At 64.3% G+C, this 23344-nt stretch carries 23 protein-coding genes; 13 read left to right on the top strand and 10 right to left on the bottom strand.

Features of this window, described 5'->3' with window-relative positions:
* The first annotated feature begins 5 nt into the window (after positions 1-5).
* The 12 genes from EJO66_RS20630 (at position 6) to EJO66_RS20575 (ending at position 13227) form a co-directional block, all read left to right on the top strand.
* Positions 6-374, top strand: coding sequence for a VirB3 family type IV secretion system protein (locus tag EJO66_RS20630; protein ID WP_124960029.1), 369 nt, complete (start codon positions 6-8; stop codon positions 372-374).
* 14 nt (positions 375-388) lie between these two features.
* Positions 389-2896: a VirB4 family type IV secretion/conjugal transfer ATPase gene (locus EJO66_RS20625; RefSeq protein ID WP_125965947.1), complete on the top strand. Its 2508-nt coding sequence runs from the start codon at positions 389-391 to the stop codon at positions 2894-2896.
* Complete coding sequence (locus tag EJO66_RS20620; RefSeq protein ID WP_124960027.1) at positions 2889-3623, top strand: TrbJ/VirB5 family protein; 735 nt, start codon at positions 2889-2891, stop codon at positions 3621-3623. The genes EJO66_RS20625 and EJO66_RS20620 overlap by 8 nt, the downstream gene beginning before the upstream one ends.
* A gap of 19 nt (positions 3624-3642) precedes the next feature.
* Entirely contained in the window at positions 3643-3885 is a 243-nt protein-coding gene (locus EJO66_RS20615) for a hypothetical protein (protein WP_125965946.1), read from the top strand.
* 18 nt (positions 3886-3903) lie between these two features.
* Positions 3904-4956 (top strand): TrbL/VirB6 family protein, encoded by a 1053-nt coding sequence (locus EJO66_RS20610; protein WP_124960025.1) that lies wholly within the window; start codon positions 3904-3906, stop codon positions 4954-4956.
* Positions 4957-5110: 154 nt separating this feature from the next.
* Positions 5111-5833, top strand: coding sequence for a VirB8 family type IV secretion system protein (locus EJO66_RS20605; RefSeq protein WP_124960024.1), 723 nt, complete (start codon positions 5111-5113; stop codon positions 5831-5833).
* On the top strand, positions 5830-6672 hold the full coding sequence (locus tag EJO66_RS20600; protein ID WP_124960023.1) for a TrbG/VirB9 family P-type conjugative transfer protein: 843 nt from the start codon (positions 5830-5832) through the stop codon (positions 6670-6672). Before EJO66_RS20605 ends, EJO66_RS20600 begins: the two co-directional genes overlap by 4 nt.
* On the top strand, positions 6669-8006 hold the full coding sequence (gene virB10, locus EJO66_RS20595; protein WP_124960022.1) for a type IV secretion system protein VirB10: 1338 nt from the start codon (positions 6669-6671) through the stop codon (positions 8004-8006). Before EJO66_RS20600 ends, virB10 begins: the two co-directional genes overlap by 4 nt.
* A complete protein-coding gene (gene virB11, locus EJO66_RS20590) occupies positions 7975-9123 on the top strand; it encodes a P-type DNA transfer ATPase VirB11 (RefSeq protein WP_124960021.1) in 1149 nt (382 codons plus the stop codon). Before virB10 ends, virB11 begins: the two co-directional genes overlap by 32 nt.
* Positions 9116-11044, top strand: a complete 1929-nt coding sequence (locus EJO66_RS20585) for a type IV secretory system conjugative DNA transfer family protein (protein WP_240648630.1) — start codon at positions 9116-9118, stop codon at positions 11042-11044. The genes virB11 and EJO66_RS20585 overlap by 8 nt, the downstream gene beginning before the upstream one ends.
* Before the next feature lie 67 nt (positions 11045-11111).
* On the top strand, positions 11112-12320 hold the full coding sequence (locus tag EJO66_RS20580; RefSeq protein ID WP_240648628.1) for an LPD7 domain-containing protein: 1209 nt from the start codon (positions 11112-11114) through the stop codon (positions 12318-12320).
* Positions 12321-12540: 220 nt separating this feature from the next.
* Positions 12541-13227, top strand: coding sequence for a TraX family protein (locus tag EJO66_RS20575; protein ID WP_223262333.1), 687 nt, complete (start codon positions 12541-12543; stop codon positions 13225-13227).
* Between the two features lie 75 nt (positions 13228-13302).
* On the opposite strand, the gene EJO66_RS20570 is transcribed toward EJO66_RS20575, so the two are convergent.
* The 3 genes from EJO66_RS20570 to EJO66_RS20560 all read right to left on the bottom strand — a co-directional run bounded on the left by EJO66_RS20570 (position 13303) and on the right by EJO66_RS20560 (position 16084).
* Positions 13303-14409: a relaxase/mobilization nuclease domain-containing protein gene (locus EJO66_RS20570; protein WP_124960018.1), complete on the bottom strand. Its 1107-nt coding sequence runs from the start codon at positions 14407-14409 to the stop codon at positions 13303-13305.
* Positions 14402-14983 carry a hypothetical protein gene (locus tag EJO66_RS33025; RefSeq protein ID WP_223262332.1) on the bottom strand — a complete coding sequence of 194 codons (582 nt, stop codon included), beginning with the start codon at positions 14981-14983 and terminating at the stop codon, positions 14402-14404. Before EJO66_RS33025 ends, EJO66_RS20570 begins: the two co-directional genes overlap by 8 nt.
* A 528-nt stretch (positions 14984-15511) precedes the next feature.
* Positions 15512-16084 (bottom strand): helix-turn-helix domain-containing protein, encoded by a 573-nt coding sequence (locus EJO66_RS20560; RefSeq protein WP_124960017.1) that lies wholly within the window; start codon positions 16082-16084, stop codon positions 15512-15514.
* 254 nt (positions 16085-16338) lie between these two features.
* Here EJO66_RS20560 and EJO66_RS20555 point away from each other — a divergent pair, with 254 nt between their 5' ends.
* Positions 16339-16605, top strand: coding sequence for a helix-turn-helix domain-containing protein (locus EJO66_RS20555; protein WP_124960016.1), 267 nt, complete (start codon positions 16339-16341; stop codon positions 16603-16605).
* Here the strand turns inward: EJO66_RS20555 and EJO66_RS20550 are convergent.
* From EJO66_RS20550 to EJO66_RS20520, 7 genes are all read right to left on the bottom strand, one after another.
* Positions 16602-17412 (bottom strand): IS5 family transposase gene (locus tag EJO66_RS20550; protein ID WP_206168869.1). Its coding sequence is split into 2 segments (ribosomal slippage): positions 16602-17073 and positions 17072-17412, totalling 813 coding nucleotides; the frame shifts between segments, so codons are not numbered across the junction. The genes EJO66_RS20555 and EJO66_RS20550 overlap by 4 nt on opposite strands.
* A 570-nt stretch (positions 17413-17982) precedes the next feature.
* Positions 17983-18951 (bottom strand): Bug family tripartite tricarboxylate transporter substrate binding protein, encoded by a 969-nt coding sequence (locus tag EJO66_RS20545; RefSeq protein WP_124960015.1) that lies wholly within the window; start codon positions 18949-18951, stop codon positions 17983-17985.
* 145 nt (positions 18952-19096) lie between these two features.
* Positions 19097-20134: a 4-hydroxy-2-oxovalerate aldolase gene (gene dmpG / locus EJO66_RS20540; protein ID WP_125965944.1), complete on the bottom strand. Its 1038-nt coding sequence runs from the start codon at positions 20132-20134 to the stop codon at positions 19097-19099.
* Between the two features lie 13 nt (positions 20135-20147).
* Positions 20148-21107 carry an acetaldehyde dehydrogenase (acetylating) gene (locus tag EJO66_RS20535; protein WP_125965943.1) on the bottom strand — a complete coding sequence of 320 codons (960 nt, stop codon included), beginning with the start codon at positions 21105-21107 and terminating at the stop codon, positions 20148-20150.
* Positions 21108-21373: 266 nt separating this feature from the next.
* Positions 21374-21985, bottom strand: coding sequence for a glutathione S-transferase family protein (locus EJO66_RS20530; protein WP_125965942.1), 612 nt, complete (start codon positions 21983-21985; stop codon positions 21374-21376).
* A 22-nt stretch (positions 21986-22007) separates the two neighbouring features.
* A complete protein-coding gene (locus EJO66_RS20525) occupies positions 22008-22559 on the bottom strand; it encodes a cupin domain-containing protein (RefSeq protein ID WP_124960011.1) in 552 nt (183 codons plus the stop codon).
* A 37-nt stretch (positions 22560-22596) separates the two neighbouring features.
* On the bottom strand, positions 22597-23340 hold the full coding sequence (locus EJO66_RS20520) for an SDR family oxidoreductase (protein WP_124960010.1): 744 nt from the start codon (positions 23338-23340) through the stop codon (positions 22597-22599).
* Between the last annotated feature and the right edge of the window lie 4 nt (positions 23341-23344).

Genomic DNA, 23344 nt, shown 5'->3' with positions numbered 1-23344 from the left:
GGTCCATGAGTCGCAACCAGGGCATTGCCGCGGATCCCCTGTTCGTCGGCATGACGCGGCCTTCGATGGTCTGGGGCGTCACCTACTCGGCCATGATGTTCAACATCGTCGTCACGACCGAGTCGTTCATCGTGACCAAGAGCCTCGCGTGGCTGCTGGCCTTCGTGCCGATCCACGGCGTGCTCTACCTGGTCTGCCTGTACGAGCCGCGCTTCTTCGACCTGCTGCAGCTCTGGGGCCGCACGCGCCTGCCGGCCATGCTCGGCGGCAACCTGCGGTTCTGGCGTGCGAACTCGTACAGCCCCCTGGCGCTGGACATGCCTGACTGGCGGGGGCGCCGCCGCATGCGCACGCCGCCCGTGACCTGGGTCTGACGCCGTACCGCACCATGAAGCTGCTGTCACGCTCCGAGCACACGCTGCGCCGCGAAGTCGGCGCCGCGACCATGATTCCGCTTTCGGTGCATGTGGACGAGCATGTGGCCCTGACACGTGCCGGCGACTATGTGCAGACACTCCGCCTGGCCGGCACGAGCTTCGAAAGCGCGGACGACGAGGACATCAACAGCTGGCACGAGCGCCTCAATGTCCTGCTGCGCAACATCGCGTCGCCCAACCTGGCGCTCTGGACCCACGTGATCCGCCGTCGCGAGACGGCCTATCCGGCCGGGCGGACGACGCCCGGCTTCGCCGACGAGATCGAGCAGCGCTATCGCCGCAAGATGGCTGGCGAGCGGCTGATGGTCAACGAACTGTACCTGTCGGTCGTCTTCCGGCCGCAGCCCACCCGCATCGGCAATGCCGCATTGCGGCTGTTCAAGCGCGCCGACCCCGAGGGCGCGCGGGCGGAGCTGCGCGATGCGCTGGACGCCTGCAGCAAGCTGCGCCAGGAACTGCTCGCCGCCCTGGAACGCTACGACCCCGAAGCACTGGGCATCTATCGGCTGCAGGGGAACGACGGGCTTTTTTCCGCCCTCATGGAATTCCACGGCCTGCTCGTCAACGGGGAGTGGCAGCGCATGCCGCTGCCGCGCGCCCCCCTCAACGAGGTCCTGGCGACCACCCGGCCCTTCTTCGGCAACGAAGCCATGGAATACCGGACCGGCACCCAGATCCGTATCGGCGCCTTCCTCGGCATCAAGGAATACCCCACTCCCACGGCGCCGGGCATGTTCAGCGCCCTGCTGACTGCGCCCTTCCCCTTCGTGCTCACGCAAAGCTTCACCTTCCTGGCCAAGGGCACGGCCACCGACATGATGAGCCGCCAGCATCACCGGATGGCCGCCGCCGGTGACCTGGCGGTGTCGCAGGCCGAGGAACTCAAGGACGCGCTGGACGACCTGATGAGCAATCGCTTCGTGGTGGGCGACCACCATTTCAGCCTGCATGTGCTGGCCGACACCTACGACGGCGTCAGCGAGGCCGAGGGCCGGCCCCGTCTGAAGCAACTCAACGACAACGTCGCACGCGCCCGCTACCTGCTGGGCGACACCGGAATGGTGGTAGCCCGCGAGGACCTCGCGCTGGAGGCGGCCTTCTGGGCGCAGCTGCCGGGAAACTTCGGCTACCGCAGCCGCAAGGCGCCCGTCACCAGCCGCAACTTCGCCGCCATGTCGCCCTTCCACAATTTCCCGACCGGCCGGGCAACGGGCAACTACTGGGGTGATGCGCTGACCATGTTCACCACGCGCGCGGGCTCGCCCTACTACTTCTCGCTGCATGCGAGCGACCCGCGCAGCCGGGACGGCGGCAGCCGCCGCGACGTCGGACACATCACGGGCGTGGGACCGGTCGGGACCGGCAAGACCACGCTGCTGGGCTTCTGCATGGTGGCGATCTGCAATCGCCTCGATGCCACACAAGTGGTCTTCGACAAGGATGAAGGGCTGCATATCCTGGTGCGGGCCCTGGGCGGCCAGTACCTCCCGCTCAAGAACGGCGCACCAACCGGCTGCAATCCGCTGCAGCTCGACGATTCGATCGCCGACAACGTCGAGTTCATGCGGCACTGGCTCAGGCGCCTCGTGATGCGCACGCCGGGCGAGACACTGACCGTCCGTCAGGAAGACGATCTCGACCAGGCACTGCGCGGCACCCTGAAGCTCGCACCCTCTTTCAGGCGCCTGTCCCGGCTCGCCGCCTTCCTCGACATCACGGATCCGGAGGGGATGCACGCGCGCCTTCGGCGGTGGTGCGCCTCGGAGCACGGCGACTATGCCTGGGTCTTCGACAACGATCACGACCACGTGGCCCCGCTGCTTGCCCGGCACGCCCTCGTTGGCTTCGATGTGACCGACTTCCTGGACAACGAGGTCGTGCGCGCCCCGCTGACCCTGTACCTCTTTCATCTCGTGAACCGGATGGTGGACGGCCGCCCGCTGGTGTGCTGGATGGACGAGTTCGCCAAGCTGCTGAGCGATCCGGCCTTCGCGAAGTTCGCCAAGAACGGCCTGGAGACCTGGCGCAAGAAGAACGCGAACATCGCCACTTTCACCCAGAGCACCAGCCACGTGCTCGATTCCGGCATCGCCCGCGCGATCGTCGAGCAGACGCCGACGAAGATCCTGTTCCCCAATCCGGAGGCGGACTACGACGAATACACCCGGGGCTTCAACCTGACCGACCGGGAGTTCGCGCTCATCAAGCAGGAGATCGAGCCTGGCTCTCGCCAGTTCCTCATCAAGCAGAACCATGTCAGCGTGGTCGCGCAGCTCGATCTCCATGGATTCGACGACGCCTTGCACGTCATCTCCGGGCGCACCGGCAACGTCCGCCTCATGCGCGACCTCCTCGCGATCTGCGGACCGGATCCCGCCCAGTGGTTGCCGCCTTTCCGCAGGGCGCTCGCGAATGACCCTTCCCGTTCATCCTCTCACCAGGAGATCTCCCATGCGTAGATTCCTTGCTGCTCTCTTCCTCGCGGCCACAGCTTCGCTCGCACCGCCGCACGCGAAAGCCGGAATCCCGGTGATCGACATCACGGCCGTCGCCAACCTGATACAGCAGGTCATGTACTGGCAGCAGCAAATCGCCGGGATGCAGAAGCAGTACGACCAACTGAAGGAATCGAAGGACCAGCTGACTCGAACCCACAACGCCATGACGGGAAGCCGAGGCATGGAGCAGTTGCTGCCGACCTCGGACCTCGCACGCAACTACCTGCCTCCCAGCTATGGCGAACTAATGGGCACGCTCAACGGCTCGTCGGCCAGCTATGCCGGGCTGGCCAGCCAGGTCCAGTCGATCATGAAAGCCAACAGCGTCCTCTCGGGCACGCAGTTGGAGGGGCTCAGTCCGGAGTTGCGCCAGGTCGTCGAGCAAGGGCGGCAATCGGCAGCGCTGCTCAACGGAATGACCCAGAACGCGTACCACAACACCAGCCAGCGCTTCTCGGCCCTGCAACTGCTGATCGATCGCATCGCTTCCGCACAGGACCCCAAGGCGATCCAGGACCTGCAGGCAAGAATACTGGCCGAGCAGAACATGCTCACCAACGAGCAGACAAAGCTGCAGAGTCTTTATCAGATTGCAAGAGCCGAGGAAGCTGCCCATCAGCAGCGCCTCCGAGAGCGTGCGACCACAAACGTAGGCACTGTGAAAGCCATGTCGGCTGTGACCTACTAAATCAGCAGAGGAGGGATAGATGTACAAGATCACATGGGCATACATGGCGCTCAGTGCCATCCTTGCCGCCGCCGGTGTCGGGGCGTACCACTACATCATTCGTGCCGCGATTGGACAATCAGGGCCTCCCAGTGCGACCGCTCCCCGGGAAGTAGCGCCATCGGCGCCTCGGGACGAGGATGTAGAGCGCAAGATCTTGAATGGCATTGGCAGCATCAGGGATCTGAAGCCGGTTCCGCAGCAGCCTGCGCTGCGGCGGTAGCTGGTACTGGGGGCTTGTATGGGATTCTTCGAGCAATTCTTCACTTGGCTCCACGGGCAATTGGCCGCCTATGTGAGTGCGAATGCCGCTCGGGTCGCATCCGCAATCGAACCTGTAGCGGTAACGCTCGCAACCATCTACATAATGATGTGGGGCTATCTCTCGCTTACTGGACGGATCCAAGAACCGATCTGGGAAGGTGTGAGGCGAATCCTTGTCATCGGCATCGTTCTCGGCATTGGCCTACGACTCTGGATATACAACGATGTCGTCGTCGATACCTTCACCCATGGACCTGACCAACTCGCTGTCGCGATTCTGGGATCTTCTTCAACCGTGTCTGTGGTCGACCAAATCTGGATCGACGGGAACTTAACAGCGGAGCAGTTGCTTAGCAAGGGAAGCGTCCTCAACGCAAATTTTGCGTACTACCTCGCGGGCTTCCTCGTCTATCTTCTCGTTGGCTTAACCGTCGTCACGACTGCATTCCTGTTGGCTTTGTCGAAAGTCGCCCTCGCCTTGATCCTCGCATTGGGCCCGATCTTTGTCGTGCTGCTGTTCTTTGATGCTAGCAAGCGCCTCTTCGAGGCTTGGGTAGCACAACTCGCCAACTACGCCCTCATAACCATTCTTGCAACGCTGGCGGCAGCCCTTTTGCTGAGCGTTCTTCGTTCGTATACCAAGAACACGGCCTCGCTTGGCGGCGCGATCACCATTGCTGAAGGCGCCAGAGTGTGCATCGCCTCGGCACTGGTTTTTCTGATAATGCGCCAAGTGATGTCTATCGCTGCAGGATTGGCAAGCGGAATAGCGTTGAGTTCGTTCAACGCAGCTAGCGGCCTTGTCAACTGGGCAATGGGCGGCGCCAAGCGCACCAGCTACGAACTCGGACGCGGCGTGCTGGACGGCCTGCGGCGAGAGCCTGGCAGTCGCTGGGATTCGTTCCGCCGCTTGGCGGGCAACCGCGTCGGCGCCGGTGTGGCTTCCATCAGAGGGATCGGTAGCTCGCGTCGCGGTGGCACCGTGCTTTCCAGGGAGCAGGTCATGCCGAGCCTCTCGCGCAGTCGCTAGCGGCGGAGTGTGCAGATGAAGCCCTCGATCATCCTTTCTCTGCTTACCCTTCTCCTGGCGGCATGCGGCACTCGCCCGCCCGCACCGCCGGACTGCGAAGGGCCACTCACACCGATCAACATCTCGGGCGGTGTTTCCCCATCAGGAGCGGTCAATGCGCCGGGACGCCTCCCTTGAGAACTACCTGCACGAAGCCCAGAGCTGGGAACTCGACCGTGCACGTCAGGCGGAGCGATCGACCAGGATCGCCTGGGCCGTCGCCACATCGGCGGCACTGATCGCGGTTCTCGCCGTCGCCGCCGTCAGCGGGCTCGCGCCGCTGAAGGAGCCAGTTCCCGTTCTCATCCGGGTCGACAGCAGCAACGGCATCGTCGACATCGTTCCCGCCTACGAAGGCACGACCGACATCGAGCAGGTCGTGACACGCAACCTGCTGCAGAACTACGTGATTGCGCGTGAGCGTTATTTCTACGGCACCGCGGAAGCGGACTACGAATTGGTCGCCTCTCAGAACTCTCCCCGTCTCAACCAGGAGTGGGCGGCCCTGTGGGCCGCCGACAACCCGGCCTCGCCTCTGACCGTCTACAAGGATGGCACTTCCATCCGCGCGCAGGTGCGATCGGTCACTTTCCTCAAGCTAGAGAGCGGGAAGGACAAGCTGGCACAGGTCCGCTTCACCCGTTCGACGCGCGCAGGCGGCACCGGGGACGAGCAGACCAGCCACTGGGTCTCCACGATCGAGTTCGCCTATGTCCCGCCGTCGGCGGACAACAAGACGCGTTCGCTCAACCCGCTGGGCTTTCGCGTTGTCGAATACCGCCGCGAGCCCGAGGTCGCCCCGGCTAGCGTTACACCCGGCAGGCAGGATGCACGATGAGGCCCCGGCGCGTGCACCGCGGCTTTCGGCTGGCGATCGGACTGGCGGCAAGTGTGGCGCTCGCCGCGCAATACGGCCGAGCCGCGACCGTGCCGGCTGCCGGAAAGGTCGATGCCCGGGTACGGGTGGTTGCCTACAACCCGGCGGACGTCATCAGCTTGCAGGGGTACGTGGGCTACCAGATCCATCTGCAGTTTGCCGAAGGTGAGGAGTTCGTGAACCTCGGCTCCGGCGACAACGGCGCCTTCGATATCGGTGCCGAGCGCAACCACTTCTTCATCAAGCCCAAGGAAGCGCGCGCCGCGACCAACTTCACTGTCCTCACGAACCGTCGGACCTATCATTTCGACTACACCGTCTCCTCCATCACGCCGGTAGGCGCTGCCACCAGGCGCATGGTTTATTCGATACGTTTCACCTACCCAGAAGACGAGGCCCGGAAGGCAGCCGAGGATCAGGAACGGCGCCGGGCCGAGGCGCGCATGAGCGAAGGGGCGACCGATCGGCCACGCAACTCCGACTACTGGTTCTGCGGGAACGATTCGCTCAAGCCCGTGAGCGCCCATGACGACGGGGCGCAAACGCGTCTGCGTTTCCACGCGCGCTCCGACTTCCCGGCGATGTTCGTCCAGAACGACGACGGGTCCGAATCGCTGTTGAACTTCAACGTCGACGCGGACGAGGTAGTGATTCACCGCGTGGCGCACCGCATTGTGCTGCGGCGGGGAGGGCTGGTCGGTTGCGTGATCAACCGGTCCTTCGTCGGCGGCGGCGCGCGCACCCCCACCAACACCAGCGCAACAGGTGTGCGGCGCATCACTGCAGGAGAGGGGCCATGACCTGGATGAGCGAGCCCCGCCGCGCGTCCCGGACCGATCCCCAGGAGCATGGCGACGCGCCCGAGATCGACCCGGACACCGGAGAGATCCTGTCAACGCAGCGAGCCGCGGCCTCGGGAAACGGGACGTTCCGGGCAGCCGAAGAGCGCCCGACGATCCAGGGCGAGCGCGCCATTCCATCGGTCAATCGCGAGCGCTCCATCCAGTCGCGCATCAGCGGGTTCCTGGCGCTGACAGCGATCATGCTGCTGGGCGCCGGATTCCTGTTCTGGTACTACAACACCCAGTACGCCAAGACCCAGGAGGCCGAAGAGGCTGCGAGAAAGGCGGCTGCTGCGCGCGCCGGTGGCGAGATGAAGGTTCCGCCGCTCGGCCGCATCCATCCGCCCAGAGCGGCGCCGGAAGCAGCAGCGACTGCCGCCCCTCCCTCCCCGCCGCCTCCGTCGGCGAACGGCGCCAACACGGGACCGCCGCAGAAGACACCCGAGCAGATCGCACTGGAACGACAGCTGGGCGCCCCGGTGCTTCGGCGCGCCCAAGCCGCTCAGGCGCGCAGCGCCACCACGCCGCACACGTTCGCGGATCCGGCGATGCCGCCTGCCGGCGGCGTGCCAAGCATGGCCCAGCTGATCGGTGCGCTGCAGCCTCCCTACGCCGGTTCGGCGGCACCCGGCGGCGGTCAGCTCGCCGCCAGCCTTCGGCCCACGCCGACCCCGGCGGTCGTCGCCCAGACCCTGCCGACACGGCGCATGCTTTTGCCCAAGGGCGCATTCATCGACTGCACGCTGGAAACCGCCATCGATTCCACCTATGAGGGCATGGCCACCTGCATCGGCGCGAGCGATATCTACGGGGCAGACGGCAAGGTCGTGCTGCTGGAGCGTGGCACCAAGTACGTCGGCGAACAGCGTGGAACGCCGCGACAGGGACAGGGCCGCGTCTTCATCGTCTGGAACGAAGCGCGCACGCCGACCGGCGTCGTGGTCCAGCTGGCTTCCCCGGGCACCGACGAATTGGGGCGCAGCGGCCTCCCCGGCTTCGTCGACACCCATTTCTGGGATCGCTTCGGTGCCGCGGTCTTGATCTCGGTGATCGACGGCACGATGCAGACGATCGCCGCCCACCAGCAAGGCGGCACGTCTGTCGGCAGCAGCGGCGACGTGGTGCTCGCCCCCCAGGGCAGTCGCGACGTCATCACGGAGGTGCTGCGCAGCACCGTGTCGATCCCGCCGACCGTGATCAAGAGCCAGGGCGAGCGGATCCAGATCCTGGTCGCCCGCGATGTGGATTTCAGGAGCGTCTATGCGCTTCGAACCGAACCGGCCATGCCTTGATGGCGAGCCCGGCGCCGCCACAGGCGACTGGCAGCCGGTGCGGGCGCACGCGCATGACGAAGCCTCCGCAGAGCCACCGTCGTCGCTTGCTCTCTTTCTTGGTCCGCTCGGCCACTTACTGGGTGATCCCGCGGTGACCGAGATCTGCATCAACGAGCCCGGTGCAGCCTTCGTGGAACGGCAGTCCGGCTGGGCACGCGAGGCGTTGCCGTTCGCGACCTTCGACTGGTGCATGTCCATCGCCAAGCTGGTGGCCAACTTCACGCGACAGCGCATCTCCGCCAACGAGCCACTCCTGTCCGCCACGCTTCCGGGCGGCGAAAGAATCCAGATCGTGCTGCCGCCCGCGACCCTGGACCGGACCGTCTCGATCACGATCCGGCGTCCCTCGAACACGCTCTGGACCCTCGAAGAGCTGGGGAATTTGCACATCTTCGAGACCACGTGCAGCGCTCCCGCGACTCCGGCGCGCCAATCTGAACTGGCGTCCCTGTCACCCGCAGACCGGGAGCTGACAGATCTCCTCGCACGCCGGCAATTCGTGCCCTTCCTGCGACGCGCCGTCCGGTTTCGCAAGAACATCCTACTGTCCGGCGCCACCGGCTCCGGCAAGACCACGGTCGGCAAGGCGCTGATCCTCGAGGTGCCGTCCGAGGACCGCTTGATCACCATCGAGGACGTGAAGGAGCTGTCGCTGCGCAACCAGCCCAACCACGTGAGGCTCTTCTATTCGCAAGGCGCCCAGGGGCAGGCCGAGGTCACGCCCGGCCAACTGCTCGCCAGCGCCAAGCGGCAACGTCCCGACCGGGTGTTCGTGTCCGAGCTTCGCACCGGCGAAGAGGTCTACGACTATCTGGTGTCCGTGAACACCGGCCACCCAGGCTCGATCACCAGCGTGCACGCGGACAGCGCGGAGATGGCCTTCGTGGCGCTGGCGCAGCTGATGAAGCGCAGTCAGGCGGGCCACGGCATGACCACGCGCGACGGCGTGGAACTGGCGCAGATGAGCGTGGACATCGTCGTGCAGTGCGCGCGAGAGCGTCGGGACGGCCTGCTGCGGCGCATCGTTCGGGAGATCTGGTATGACCCTGGCACCAAGATCCGAAGGCTTGCCTAGCCCCTTCAGAATCGCGGTCGCGCTGCTGGCGGCGGCGCTCGTCGGCATGTACGTAGCCGGCCAAGCGTTCCTGATCGCGATGAATCTGCCGCCACAGCGCGCCACGCTGCTGACCCTTCACGAGTACTGGCAAGCCTACGGCGAGCGGCCGGACGTGCGCCGTGTCCTCATTGCGTCGCTGGCCGGCTCCCAGGGGCTGATGCTCGGTTTGATCGGAATTGCCATGCTGCCCCGCCGCCGGCCGCTGCATGGCGATGCCCGATTCGCGAGCCGTCGCGAGATCGCCCGATCGGGCCTCCTGAACGAGCACGGCATCATCCTGGGGCGGCTCGGCAATCGCTACCTGGTGCTTCCCGGCCAGCAGGGCGTCGAACTCGAGGCGCCGCCGCGCAGCGGCAAGGGCGTCGGCGTGGTCATCCCCAATCTGCTGAACTGGCCCGGCTCGGCCATCGTCAGCGACATCAAGGGCGAGAACTTCACGCGCACCGCCGGCTTCCGTGCGGCCCATGGGCAGCAGGTGCACCTGTTCGATCCCCTGTCCGAGCGCGAGCGCTCGGCACGCTGGAACCCGCTCGGCTACGTCTCCGAGACGCCCTACCGCTGCATCGACGATCTGCAGCGCATCGGCACGATGCTCTTTCCCGATCCACAGGCCGGCGATCCCTTCTGGACCTCCTCGGCCCGATCTCTGTTCCTGGGCATCGCCCTCTATCTCTTCGAGACCAAGGGTGCCACGCGCACCTTGGGCGAGATCCTGCGTCAAGGCATGGCCAGCGACGCCGAGGGCTTTCAGAAGCACTGGAAGCGCGTGATCGACGCCTGCGAGCGCACCGGGTACCCCTTGTCGCAGGAAGCGGTGCAGAGTCTCTATGACGTGATCGACCTGGCACCGACCACGGCCTCCAGCATCCGCAAGACCTTCACCAGCCGCCTGGACCTGTGGCTCAACCCGATGATCGATGCGGCCACCTCGGCCAACGATTTCGACCTGAGGGAACTGCGCAAGCACCCGATCTCGATCTATGTCCAGATCAACCCCGACAACATCGCCCGGCTGCAGCCGCTGCTGAACCTGTTCTTCCAGCAGGCGATCGGCCTGCAAACGCGGGAACTCCCCGAGAACAATCCCGAGCTTCGCCACCAGGTGCTCCTGATGCTCGACGAATTTCCGGCGCTCGGGCGCATTCCCGTCATCGCCGACTCCACGGCCTTCCTGCCCGGGTATAACGTGCGCGCCGTGGTCATCGTCCAGTCCAATTCGCAGCTGATCGAGAAGTACGGTATCGAGGGCGCCAAGTCGATCCGAAAGATGCTGGCCGCACGCATCGTGTTCCCGCCCAAGGAGTACGAGGACGCCGAGGCCATCTCGCGCGAGCTGGGGACCTACACCGTCCGACAGAAGAACGTCAGCCGCCCGATGTGGGGCGGGACGAACAAGGAGCCGACCGTGAGCATCAGCGAGCAGCCGCGCCGTCTGCTGCTGCCCCAGGAGGTCAAGGAACTGGGACCGGACCGGATGATCCTGTTCTACGAAGGCCTGCGGCCGGTGCTGGCGCACCGGATCCTCTACTTTCGCGACAGGTTTTTTGCCCCGCGCGAACTGCCACCACCACCGGTGCCGAAGCTGAACATCGACAAGTCCGGCTGCGTCGCCGCAACCGCGCCGGCGGCAACGCCCGATGACAGGAGAGACACGCCCGGCACGGGTCCCGGATCCATCTCCAACGCCACGCCTCAGGACGGTGGCGCCGCGCTGACGGCCAGGCAGGCCGGTACCATGGCCGGCGATGTATTGAACGACGACTTGAAGCTGGACGACTTCTCGTTCGACTTCGACGACGTGGAGATTCCCACCGAGAAGCTCAGCGACGAGGACCTGAAGCGCCACGCCGATGAGTTCATGGCGCGAATCCTGGACTGATGCCACATCGAGACGGTCCGGACAGCCCGGATCGCCCTGCCTGACAGCACACGTGAAAGGAGCCGCAATGTCCACAGACCATTCTTCCGGAAACCAAGCTCCGAACGGGACCGAGAGCACCGCACCTTGGAATGGCGCGGGCTCCATCCAGTGGGATGCGCCTGCTGCGGGCCGCGGTCATTCCCGGGTGCCCGATGCCATCGAGCGCCGCTACCTGCGCATCGACAATCGCTACTTCTTCCCGGACCGCACCCTCGCGTTCATCGACGACGGCGGCCGTCTCCGCGTGCAGACCGAGAACCGCGAGGTACTGCACAGTGTCGTGGCGATCGCCGAAGCGCGCGGCTGGCGGGTCATCGAACTCACGGGCACCGAGACCTTCCGCCAGGGCATGTGGCACGAAGCCGCACTGCGAGGCATCGAGGCCCGAGGCTACGAACCGACCTCGACTGAAATCCTCCAGGTCCAGCATGCGTTGAAGAAAAGAGGGTCGCCCTCGCACGAGAGCGGACGGAGTCCGATACCTACGTCGCTGGACCGCGAAGCAGCAACCATGCACCAAGGCGCCGTACCCGCCGAAGCCGGTCCCAGTGCCGGTCTTCGTCCGCACGAAGAAGAACCGCAAGACCGCCGATTCGAGCGCGGAGGACCAAGATCGCCTGTCAGGGGGATGCTCGTGGCGGCCGCCGCCGCACCCTATCAATTCGATCCGGCGCAGCGCATGTCCTTCTACGTGATGGTTCGCGCGGAGACCGGGGCTCGCACCATCTGGGGTACGGACCTCGAGCGGGCCCTCGCAGAGTCGGCCTCGCAACCGCGCATCGGCGACCCGGTGGTGCTCACGCAACTCGGCACCCGTCCGGTCAACGTCCGGGTGGCGGCCCGCAATGCGGAAGGTGAGCTGGTCGGCGAAAAGAAAATTGTCGCGCAACGTGCGCGGTGGAGCATCGAGACATCCGATCACCTTCGCGCGATGGAACGCCACGCCATGCGCATACGCACCGGGGAATTGCTGTCCGATGCGGCCCAGGGTCGGCACCCCGAACTGGCCACGGCGGCGGCGGATCTCAAGCTGGCAGAGCAGTACGCACAGCGCGTGACCAGCGATCCGTCCACCCAGCAGCGCCTCGTACAGCTGATTCGCGAGCGGATCGCCGAGGCAGTGGCGCAAGGCCGCGCCATCCACCTTCCGGATCGACTCCCGCGCCCCGCACGCATGCATGCGCGCCAACGCACGGCCCGAAGCCGGGAGGCGTTGAGCCACGAGCGCGTCTAGAAATCGTTGGAAACCGGAGTTGAAGCTTGCAGCTTTTCGTCCAGCCTTGCGTGCGCGTTGTTCGCGCCTCTCTCCGGTCCTGCGCTGGCGCGGAACACCTCGAAAGCACAGGCCCTGCGACTCGGAGTGTCGTGGTATTGAACCGCCCCCAGCGTCCTGATGCACGAGGGATTCCACCGGTCCCGCCGCCATGTCCCGAAGGCTCCAGATACGCAACCGAGTGAAAACTCAGCCGCCCGTCAGCGCCTGGTCGATCTCGAACGACTCGCTCGAAGCGCTCAAATGGGTCGGTCTGTTGCTCATGGCGGGCGATCACATCAACAAGTACCTGCTGCATGAGTCGAGCCCGGCTCTCTACGCATTGGGTCGCATGGCGATGCCGCTCTTCGGCTTCGTGCTCATGGTCAACCTGACACGCCCCGGAGCGCTCGAGAGCGGCTTGCACCTGCGCGTCATGAAGCGACTGGCGATCTTTGCCCTGCTGGCGACACCCGCTTTCGTTCATCTGGTCGGCTGGTGGCCGTTGAACATCCTCGCCACCCTTTTCCTGGCAACGCTGATCGTCTGGCTGCTGGAGCGGGACGGCTGGGCCGCGCGCTGCACGGCCTTGATCGCCTTCCTCGTTGGTGGCGCCGTGGTGGAGTTCTGGTGGCCGGCGCTGCTCTGCTGCCTGGGCTCCTGGGCGTTCCTGCGCAGGCCCAATGGTCTGCGAATGCTGTTGTGGGCCTTGGCAATGGCTTCACTCACTGCCATCAACGGCAACTTCGCCGCAGTGGCCGCCCTGCTCTTGATCGGGGGAGCTCGGCAGGTCGAGATCCCGTTGCCGCGCAGTCGGTGGGTCTTCTACGCCTTCTATCCAATTCACCTCTCGCTGATCGCCCTGGTGTTGATCGTCACCGAAAATTGACCCCCGGGGGGGATGCTCCGATACCGATCCAATGCCGCGGCATGGGGTCGGTCTGCGTTCGAGTGCGCATCGCGTTCACCGGGTGCGCGTTCCGGGCGGCTGAGCATTGTCGCGGTCTGGAGTTCGGCGTCTGATCTGCTCTTTCCAGTGGTCGGCCAGTCGCTGCGAGTCGGTTTGCATGTCCGGCATTCTTTCGACGAAACGATCCACTTGGTCTGCAAGATCTGCCTCGCCCCGTCTTCGAAGCGCGTCTGCCGTGGCGCGCCAATCTGCGACCACCTCCCGCCGGGTGTTTCGCATCTTCTCTTGCCCGTCATCCGCGGCGCCTCGCCCCGAACTCAGAGCCTGGAGCAGGCTCTCCAGCTTGGCGCGCATGAAGGTCGAAGTCTTCGGCGGCCGTCGACCTAACCGTTCGCCCATCGGTTGTTGCCCGAATGCCCGAAGCGCGCGCAGCCGATGATGGATCGCATCCCTGTAGGGCTTGCGGGTCTGCCCTCGCACCTGTCGTGGTGTGGCATTCGCCGCCACGCCCTGCTCCCGCATCAGCGTGGCGAACTGTTCGCGCCACTGGCGCAGCGTGTCCTTGCGGATGTAGAGGCGCTGGCCAGGCTCGAACTCGTGCTCGCACTTGACCACCAGGTGCACATGCGGGTGTGGCTGATCGGTGTGCAGCACCATGGCGTAGCGATATTGCAGCGCGAAGTTCTCGCGCGCAAAGACGCGGGCGGCCGCCAGTACCTTGTCCGGTGGCGTGCCGGCAGGCATGGACAGGACGATGTTGTGCGCCAGCTTCGCACGCGTGTCTTTCTGCCCCAGCGCGGGTCTGGGCTTGTACTGGCTTCTGCAGAGCACCAGCTGCCAGTCGGCCGTGATCTCCTTGGCGGCACCCCGGCCCTGCGGCGCCAGCCCCTCATCGGTTTCCAACTCCAGCTTGCCGTGCCGGCCGATGTAGCGCAGATGGGCCTCGACGCCGCCGACGTCCCGTCCACCGCCGGAAACCTTCACCATCACCTCGGGCGTGCGCCCCACCGTGCGCTGGATCTGCGCGATCTGGTCGGCGCCGAGGCGCAGCGTGCCGCCGGGTCCTCGCCGACCGTGGCTCACGATGTCCAGTTCCATGTCGCGCGGCCCATCGGCTGCGCCGCGGCCGCGTCGTCCGAGGCGCGCCGTCTGTTCAGGCATGGCGGCTCCCGGCGCCTGTCTCCCAGCTGATGAGGTTGCGGTGCACGATGGCTGCCGTGGCTTCGCGTGCCGCCTCGACTTCCCGCCGGACCAGCGCGATCGCTTCGCCGAGGTCCGACGCCACCGACTCCGACAGCGTGTTCGGCATGCCGAACATTCGAAGCTGCCGCCCCAGCGCGGCCAGTCGGGCGCCGGTCACTTTGATCTGGTCCAGTTCGTTCGGCGGCAGCACGGCCGCGTCACGCACATGGTTGTGGATCAGCAGGGCCAGGTAGCTGCCTGTCTTCATCCCACGGGAATGGGCTCGCTGGGCCGCGAGCGCTCGGTCGCCCTTGCGAAGCCGCAGCGTGAGGCGGTCCGCCAGGCCAGCGCTGTTTTCCGGTTCGTTGGGGGATCGCTGTCCGGCCGAGCCTGGCGAGATGTCGGCGTGGGTTTTGAGCACTTCGTCGACCATCTTCGCAAGCAGGCTCGACGCACTGAGGTGATGACGCGCGGCCAGCGCGACGAAGTGCACCTTCGTTTCGGGTGACACCCGGGTACCTATCACGCGGCTGGGTCGAGAGGTCTTGGTCATTGCAACGCCATGGCTGTTAACAATGTCTGACGTCAGTCTATCCTGCCCTCATAGCCGCACAAGGACTTTGCCCTCGGAATTCCAGCGTCGAACTCCCCTCGCCGCTTCGCGGCTCCGGAGCGTTGCGGTCGATCGGCAGTTCGGAGCCCTCCATCGATGTTCGGCATGCCGAACATCGATGGAGCGAACTAGCACGGTCCAGCGGCAGCGAATTCACGAGCAAACATCCAACTCAGCCTGCCCTCATAGCCGCACGAGGACTTTGCCCTTGAAGTTTTGACGTCGTTCTGCGACCGCCGCGTCCAGGCTACCGAACCCGAAAATTCTTCCCGCTCGCAGAGCGAGCCCACCGGCTGCCGCGAAATTTTCCTCATGGCTCCATCAAGCAGAAGACCTCCGCTGTTGCTACCGTTCGAGAATTTCTCGGTGTTCGGCATGCCGAACACCGAGAAATAGAGTAGCGAATTCGGGGGACATCGAATTGGCATCCGCGTCGTCCCGCTGCGCGCCAGTGCCGCCAAGAACAGCCTACTCTCGCAGCGTGAACACCACTGACAGGTAAGAGACCGGCTGAGCCTGAATGGCCTCGATCCCATGCAGTGCGGTCGCATCGAACAGCAGCGAGTCCCCTGCCCTCACCTCCACAGTCCTGCCGCCATAGCGGTAGCTGACCTCCCCGGACAGAAAGTACAGGAACTTGAGGCCCGGATGCTGAAAGGTCACATACGGATCGGCGTCGGGCAGCAGCGTGACCAGGTAGGGCTCGACGAACAGATTGCCCGACAGCAGATGGCCCAACAGCTCATAGCGGTAGTCCGCCACCGCGCCGATGCGATCGACCAGGACACCATGCCCTGCACGCACATGGCAAAAGTCAGTGCGCCGCGCCTGATCACTGAAGAAGCGCGAGACCGGCACCTGTAGGCCCTGCGCGAGGCGCTCCAAGGTCTCCACCGAAGGCGAGACCAAACCGCGCTCGATGCGCGAGAGCATCGAGGAAGAAATCCCCGAGGTCTTGGCCAGCGCGCCGCCAGACACCTCGGCCGCCATGCGAAGCGCCCTCACCTGCGTCCCAATGCGTACAGCGGACAGGCTGCGCACGACAGGAGCGGATTGCCGCGGTCGGGCTCGCGTGACCGAGACCGGCAACCGCAGGGGTCGGGCCATTGGCAGAGGCGAAGCGACTTGTCGACGCGTCATTTGAACTCGTTGGCAGCGGTAAAGCTGGGGAGCTTGGCAACTGAGGCAACCGGCACGAGAAGCGATCCATTCATAGGCTTAAAACGCAGCGGCGCAACTCATTATGTACCATACAAGCGGGTGCATAAAGAAGTCCATGCAGCGAGATTCGTTGCATGCGATCGACGCAGGATCCCGCACTACTGAAAGCCTTTGCGGCCGAGCTGAAGGCTCGGCGGGCAGTGCGCGGGTTCAATCAGGAAGAGCTCGGTTTTGCGTCGGGCCTCAATCGCACATTCATTGCCAAATTGGAGACGGCCACTACCAGCCCTTCATTGACCAGTCTCATCTTCTTGTGCAATGGGCTCGAGGTAGAGCCGTCGGAACTCATGAGTTCCTTGATGAAGCGCTACAAAAAGGAGCTGCGGATTAAGAGCGGCTAACAAAACGTGGCAAGAGTCCGAACACAGATGACGCAACACGCCAGGGAAAGCAGCGCGACATGAACGTCGATGCGACGCTCGAAGCGGGTGCGCAGCTTGCCGAAGGCAGCCAGCCAGGAGTGAGTGCGCTCGACCACCCAGCGCTGGCGCCCGAGCCGATCATTGTGTTCGATGCCTCTGCGGGCGATGCGATCCTTGATCCCGCGGCGTTTGAGATGGGCACGGCATCGCGCGTAGTCGTAACCCTTGTCCGCATGCAATTTCCCGGGCCTTCGACGCAGCCTGCCCCGCTTGCCACCCACCGCCGGCAGGGCGTCGACCAACTCCTCGAAGACCACCGAATCGTGGCAATTGGCCCCGGTGACGCAGAAGATCAGCGGGATGCCCTGGCGGTCCGTGATGAGGTGGCGCTTGCTGCCGAGCTTGCCCCGGTCCGTGGGGTTGGGCCCCGTGTGCGACCCCCCGGGGGCTGGGCACGCTGGCCCCGTCCATGCTGACGCGACTGAAGTCGAGCTTGTCGGCGCTGCGCAGTTCCCCCAGAAGTGCCAGATGCAGGCCATGCCACACCCCTGCAGCTTGCCAGTCGCGAAGTCGCCTCCAGCAGGTTATGCCGCTGCCAAAGCCCAACTCTTGGGGGAGGTCTTCCCAGGGGATGCCCGTGCGCAGTACGAAGAGGATGCCGTTGAGAGCTTGCGCGTCGCTCAGGCGTGGCCGCCCGCCCTTGGCTGAAGGTGTCATCACGGGCAGCAATGGCGCAATCTTCTTGTACAGCGCCGCGCTGATTTCTTTGTTTCTGATTCGTCCCATCGCTCGTCAAACGCATGCCCCGCGCTTGGCGATGACAGGGTTTTGTTAGCCGCTCTAAGTCGGCGGCCGAATAGAGAAATCGCCGATCATCCAGGGCAATCGCTCCTCTGATTGAAGCCATCTCTGTAGATGCCGCTGACCGGCTCCGAAGTCAGAGCGCGTCGGCGTTCTGCCCCAAGACACGCTCAGCAGGCAAGGCACCGAGAGGCGATCTGGCCAGCCTAGTTGTTGAACGGAAAGTTATGAACCCTGGGATGTCGATGTCATTGGCTCTCAAAATGGGAGGAGGCTTCGCGCTAATATGCTCAGTGCTTCTGAGTGTTGCGCTGCTGGTGGCATGGCAGCTACGTGCTGCATGAGCGCTCGGTGAAGGCGCAGGTTTAGGAATCGACTTGATCCTGCCCTTCTTACCCCCTGTAGTCATCCGATCCGTGTTGTCAAGTCACAGATCAGGAACAAAGTCGATGACTTCTTCCGCAACCAACTTGCATCGGATTGGGACGTGAACTCGGCCTTCAACGAGAAGGTCGCACACATCGGCCGCTGCGAGCAGCATTGTCCAGGACGCACTCAGTCCAAGGTGATGTTCTTCGCCTTGATGAGTGCACCCCACTGCTGCGACTCACGCTGAATAGCCGCTTTCATTTCCTGCGGACTGGAGCCCATCGGCGTTGACGCGAAATCGGCGATGCGCTTTTGCATCTCCTGCGTCTTTGTGATCCGGACAAATTCCAGGTTGAGCCTGGCGACGATGTCAGGCGGCGTGCCAGCAGGCACCCATACGCCTTGCCATCCGACGAGGTTCAGGTCGGGGACCGCCTCATTCATCGCGGGAACGTTGGGTAGCTCTGCCACGCGGTGCTCCGAAGTCACGGCTAGGCCTCGCACCCTGCCCGATTTGGCGAGTGGGACGCCCGAAGGGAACGGCTCGACCAGCATGGTGACCTGACCGCCCATCACGTCGGCTACCGCGCCTTGCTTGTAGGGCACGTGCAGCATCTTCACACCCGTCTGCTCCTGAAGAACTTCGAAGATTAAGTGTCCGGCAGTACCCGGGCCATAGCTCGCATACGCAACCTTCTCAGGATTCTTTCGGGCATAGTCGATCACGCCAGCCAGATCTTTGGCCGGGAAGTCGTTGTTGCCGAGAACCACGTAGGCCGTGGACAGTGTCTGCGTGACCGGCGCCAGATCCCGCGCCATGTCATAGCTCAGTTTACGGAAGAGGTGCGGGTTCATCGTCGGGATCTGGTTGTAGGCGTAGAAGATGGTGTAACCATCCGCTGGCGCCTTGGCCACGAAATCCGCCGCGATGTTCCCGGAAGCGCCAGGTTTGTTTTCTACAGTTACCGGCTGGCCGAGTGAGCGGCTCAATTGATCGGCATACAAGCGTGCCATCACGTCCGGCGCCACGCCGGCAGGCACGGGCGAGATGATTCGGATAGCGCGAGTTGGAAAGGCGGATTGGGCGACGGCGGCGCTGTTGACCACGGCCAGGACGCTGAGACCGATGATGAGATGGCGGATGATGGAATGCATGATTTCGTCTCTTGAGTAGTTATTGAATGGCCGCCATCAGGCGGGTGCTAAGCGCTGGCGCGCGTGGCCGATTGATTGCGTCCCTGGGAACCGATGCGAACAATCAAGCGCCGCAAGAGCACACGCCCACGCGCCCGATAGGTGCTCAGGCTATTTCGTGCTCACGCTGACGCAGCAGGTCCAGTGCGACATCGACGATCATGTCTTCCTGGCCGCCGACCATACGACGCTTGCCCAGTTCGACCAAAATATCGACGGTCCTTAGGCCGTATTTCTTGGCCGCGATTTCAGAGTGGCGCAGGAAGCTCGAGTACACACCGGCGTATCCGAGGGCCAGCGTTTCGCGGTCCACGCGCACCGGGCGATCCTGCAGTGGACGCACGATGTCGTCGGCCGCATCCATGAGCTTGTAGAGGTCCGTACCATGGCTCCACCCCAAGCGGGCCGCAGCAGCGACGAAGACCTCCAGCGGCGCGTTACCCGCCCCCGCCCCCATGCCGGCCAGGCTGGCATCGACCCGGTCGCAGCCTTCCTCGACGGCGACGATGCTGTTGGCCACGCCCAGGCTCAGGTTGTGGTGGGCATGCATGCCCGTGTGCGTCCCGGGCAGGAGCGTGTCCTTGAAGGCACGGAAGCGATCGCGCACTTCGCTCATGTTGAGCGCGCCCCCCGAGTCCACCACGTAGCAGCAGGTCGCGCCGTAGCTCTCCATCAGTTTGGCCTGTTGGGCCAACGCCTGCGGCGTGGTCATGTGACTCATCATCAGAAAGCCGACGGCCTCCATCCCGAGATGGCGTGCGTACTCGATGTGCTGTCTCGCGACATCCGCCTCGGTGCAGTGCGTAGCCACCCGCACGATACTTGCGCCAGCATCGCAGGCGGCCTTCAGGTCGTGGACGGTTCCGATGCCGGGCAGCAGCAGCGTGGCGATCTTGGCGTGCTTGACCACGCTGGCTACCGCTTCGATCCACTCCACGTCCGTGTGGGCGCCGAAGCCGTAGTTGAAGCTACCCCCCTTCAAGCCGTCACCGTGGGCGACTTCGATGGAGTCGACCTTGGCCTCGTCGAGCGCCTTGGCGATCTGCCTAGCCTGGTCCACGCTGTACTGATGGCGGATAGCGTGGCTGCCGTCGCGCAGCGTCACGTCGGAGATGTAGATCTTCTTGTGGAGTGAGTGGTTCACTGAATGCTCTCCTTCAGGCGTATGCAGCCACACGTTCGAGCACCCGCTCAGCCATCGATTCGGCGGTGCGCAGGGCGGCGCTGGTCATGATGTCCAGGTTGCCGGCATACGAAGGCAAGTAGTGCGCCGCACCTTCGACTTCCAAGAAGATGGAGGTCTTCAGGCCATGCATACGCGCGCCCACACCGGGGATGCGGATGGGACCGCCGGCCTCGATGCGGTCGAATTGCACCGCCTGCTTCAACCGATAGCCGGGGACGTAAGCCTGAACGTCCGCGGCCATGCGCTCGACTGACGCGGCGATCGCCGCCTCGTCGGCGAACTCGCTGAGCGTGTAGACCGTGTCGCGCATCATCAGCGGCGGCTCGGCCGGGTTGAGCACGATGATGGCTTTGCCCTTGGCGGCGCCGCCAACGACCTCAATGGCCTTGGACGTTGTCTCGGTGAACTCGTCGATGTTGGCCCGCGTGCCAGCTCCTGCGCTCTTGCTCGCGATGCTGGCCACGATCTCGCCGTAGTGCACCTTGGCCACGCGCGAGACCGCCGCCACCATAGGAATGGTCGCCTGGCCGCCGCAGGTCACCATGTTGACGTTCAATGCTTCCAGATGCGCCTGGCCGTTGATCACCGGGATGCAGTAAGGGCCGATGGCCGCAGGCGTGAGATCGATCAGCCGGATGCCGGGCTTCAGGTTGCGCAGGAACGCGTCGTTCTTGACGTGCGCGCCGGCCGAAGTGGCGTCGAAGATGATGTCGATCTGATCGAACACGGGCAGACGCGCGAGCCCGTCGACGCCTTCGTGCGTGGTGGCCACGCCCATGCGAGCGGCACGTGCCAGGCCATCGGACTTGACGTCGATGCCGACCATGGCACCCATCTCGATGTTTCGTCCGTGGCGCAGGATCTTGATCATCAGATCGGTGCCGATGTTGCCGCTGCCGATGATGGCAGCCTTGAACTTTGTTATCGTCATGCCGTGTGTCCTAGGTCTGGGTGATTGGGTGGCGCTGTGCCATGAGCGCGGGCGCCCGAATGTCCTTCGCCACATGCTGGAAGGCCGCACCGATGGGCGCGAAATTCACCCCGGCGGCCGGCTGATCCCGTCGACGCCGGCAAGTGCGCCCTGTTCCATGGTGTGCACGGCCGCAACGGTCGAGAACATGGAGCGGGTTGGGAATCATGGTGGGCATACTTCATGGCCAAGGCCGCCGCGGGGAAGCACCGGCGTCCACTGGCAGGTCAGTAGTTCGCACTCGGCCTCGCGCGAAAGCGGCGGTACCAGGCGTCAAGCTTCGGGTGGTCGGTGCCGAATGGCTGATCAAACCGTTCGCGCGCGGTCTGGAAGATGGCAAAGTTCGTGAAGTCCGCGACCGTCGGAGCGGTCCCCGCGAGGAACTCGTCATCTCCAACGGCCACTTCGAGGTAGTCGAGAAGTTCTTCCACATAGCGCCAGTTCTTGGCCGCGACGAGCGCCGAGGGCTGAGGCTCCTTCGCCTTGAATGCGCCGGCCAGATTCCACAGCCAGGCCTGTGAACGCACGATGAGGTCGTTCCCCACCCGCTCAAGCGCCCTGACACGCGCCCGCTGGACCGGGTCGGTGCCGAGCATGGGCCTCTCCGGGTACAGCTCTTCGAGATACTCGACGATCGCGGCCGACTCCGTAATGGCGGTTCCGTCTGCCGTCACCAGTGTCGGTGCACGACCCGATGGATTGAGCGCCATGTATGAGGCCGAGCGATGCTCCCCACTGGCATAGTCGAGCTCGTAACGCGGGATGTCGATGCCTTTTTCCGCCAGGTAGATGATGACCCGGCGGGGATTCGTTCCCATCTTGAATTGATAGAGCAGCATATGCGGGCGTCTTGTCCTGCCGTCAGGCGCTCACGGCCTGCTGACGCTTGAACTCTTCGATCCGCTGCCAGGCGCTGGGTGAGAACTCGGCTGCTGGCGCATTGCCTTCGACCATGCCCAGCAGCAAGCCGACCTTCTCGTCGGAACCCGCCTCCAGGCATTCGAAGCGACGCGGCACACCGACGGGGCAGGCGAAAAAGTCGAGCAGGCCCAGTTCAATGGAGCCATTTCCCTCCTGGCCTTCCCATTCGATCAGCCAGCGTCCCTTGACGCACAGGAAAGTCTCGACGGTCGCGTGGTTATGCATCAGCACGCCAGTGCCGGGCTCACACTCGATGAACGATACGCCGAAGCCGGCGCGTAGGTGTCCAACAGCTGCCTTGGCCTCGTCACCGAAGGGTGACGTGTACGCGTCGTCCTGGGGCTGCTCGAAGCCTAGCACGTTCAGGAAGGCGCGCCTGCCCTCGGGCAGCTCCATGTCAGGCAAGCCGGAGCTGCAACGCGCCAGCTCCGAAAACCGCGCGAGCCCCTTCAACATCTCTTTCTCGGGTGGTGTGACGACAGGTAATGGCATTTCTATATCTCTTGGTTGATTGGTTGCGAAGGCGCGCTCAGACGCCGCCCCCGTTGACGCGGATCACCTGGCCGCTCAGCCAACCGGCCTCCGGGCCCGCCAGGAAAGCCACGATGCCGGCGATGTCTGTAGGCTGGCCTAGCCGACCCAGAGGAACGCGGTCCGCGTAGTAGCGCAGTTCCTCTTCGGTCCGTCCCTCGAGGAACAGTGCCGTTTCAACCTGACCGGGCGCCACGGCATTGACGGTCACCTGACGCGGACCAAGCTCCTTTGCAAGAATCCGCGTCATCGCATCGATGCCACCCTTGGTCGCGGCATAAACACCGAACTCAGGGTGATAGAAGCCGATCACACTCGTCGAGATGTTGATGACCCGACCACCATCTCGGATGCGGCGTGCGCTCTCGCGCATGCCGCGGAAGTAGCCGCCGAGGTTGACTGAGACGACGCGTTCGAACATCTCGTCATCCGACTGCGCCAGCGGTGCTTTCCGCAGCATGCCCGCGTTGTTGACGAATACATCCACCGGCCCAAACTCACACTCGGCGATGTCGTACATGCTGCGGGCGCAGTCCAGCGCCGCGACGTCACCTTTGACCGCAATGGCTCGCCCACCGGCTGCCCGAATCTTTTCTACGACACCGTCTGCCTCAGCCGTCGCCTGCGCATAGTTGATGACGACCGCATGACCGTCAGCCGCCAGGCGGATGGCGATCTCGGCACCGATGCCTTTGGACGCCCCGGTCACGATCGCCGTCTTCTGTTGCTTTAAATTCGACATGTTC

Origin of the sequence: Variovorax beijingensis, assembly GCF_003951285.1 — a bacterium.
GTDB lineage: Bacteria > Pseudomonadota > Gammaproteobacteria > Burkholderiales > Burkholderiaceae_C > Variovorax > Variovorax beijingensis.
Note: the sequence above shows the minus strand (reverse complement) of the source record. Positions and strands in the feature narration are given on the sequence as shown.

Coding starts and splice junctions, on each gene's coding strand:
- EJO66_RS20630 (WP_124960029.1), top strand. CDS start 6: ATGAGTCGCAACCAGGGCATTGCCGCGGATCCCCTGTTCGTCGGCATG.
- EJO66_RS20625 (WP_125965947.1), top strand. CDS start 389: ATGAAGCTGCTGTCACGCTCCGAGCACACGCTGCGCCGCGAAGTCGGC.
- EJO66_RS20620 (WP_124960027.1), top strand. CDS start 2,889: ATGCGTAGATTCCTTGCTGCTCTCTTCCTCGCGGCCACAGCTTCGCTC.
- EJO66_RS20615 (WP_125965946.1), top strand. CDS start 3,643: ATGTACAAGATCACATGGGCATACATGGCGCTCAGTGCCATCCTTGCC.
- EJO66_RS20610 (WP_124960025.1), top strand. CDS start 3,904: ATGGGATTCTTCGAGCAATTCTTCACTTGGCTCCACGGGCAATTGGCC.
- EJO66_RS20605 (WP_124960024.1), top strand. CDS start 5,111: ATGCGCCGGGACGCCTCCCTTGAGAACTACCTGCACGAAGCCCAGAGC.
- EJO66_RS20600 (WP_124960023.1), top strand. CDS start 5,830: ATGAGGCCCCGGCGCGTGCACCGCGGCTTTCGGCTGGCGATCGGACTG.
- virB10 (WP_124960022.1), top strand. CDS start 6,669: ATGACCTGGATGAGCGAGCCCCGCCGCGCGTCCCGGACCGATCCCCAG.
- virB11 (WP_124960021.1), top strand. CDS start 7,975: ATGCGCTTCGAACCGAACCGGCCATGCCTTGATGGCGAGCCCGGCGCC.
- EJO66_RS20580 (WP_240648628.1), top strand. CDS start 11,112: ATGTCCACAGACCATTCTTCCGGAAACCAAGCTCCGAACGGGACCGAG.
- EJO66_RS20570 (WP_124960018.1), bottom strand. CDS start 14,409: ATGCCTGAACAGACGGCGCGCCTCGGACGACGCGGCCGCGGCGCAGCC.
- EJO66_RS33025 (WP_223262332.1), bottom strand. CDS start 14,983: ATGACCAAGACCTCTCGACCCAGCCGCGTGATAGGTACCCGGGTGTCA.
- EJO66_RS20555 (WP_124960016.1), top strand. CDS start 16,339: ATGCGATCGACGCAGGATCCCGCACTACTGAAAGCCTTTGCGGCCGAG.
- EJO66_RS20545 (WP_124960015.1), bottom strand. CDS start 18,951: ATGCATTCCATCATCCGCCATCTCATCATCGGTCTCAGCGTCCTGGCC.
- EJO66_RS20535 (WP_125965943.1), bottom strand. CDS start 21,107: ATGACGATAACAAAGTTCAAGGCTGCCATCATCGGCAGCGGCAACATC.
- EJO66_RS20530 (WP_125965942.1), bottom strand. CDS start 21,985: ATGCTGCTCTATCAATTCAAGATGGGAACGAATCCCCGCCGGGTCATC.
- EJO66_RS20525 (WP_124960011.1), bottom strand. CDS start 22,559: ATGCCATTACCTGTCGTCACACCACCCGAGAAAGAGATGTTGAAGGGG.
- EJO66_RS20520 (WP_124960010.1), bottom strand. CDS start 23,340: ATGTCGAATTTAAAGCAACAGAAGACGGCGATCGTGACCGGGGCGTCC.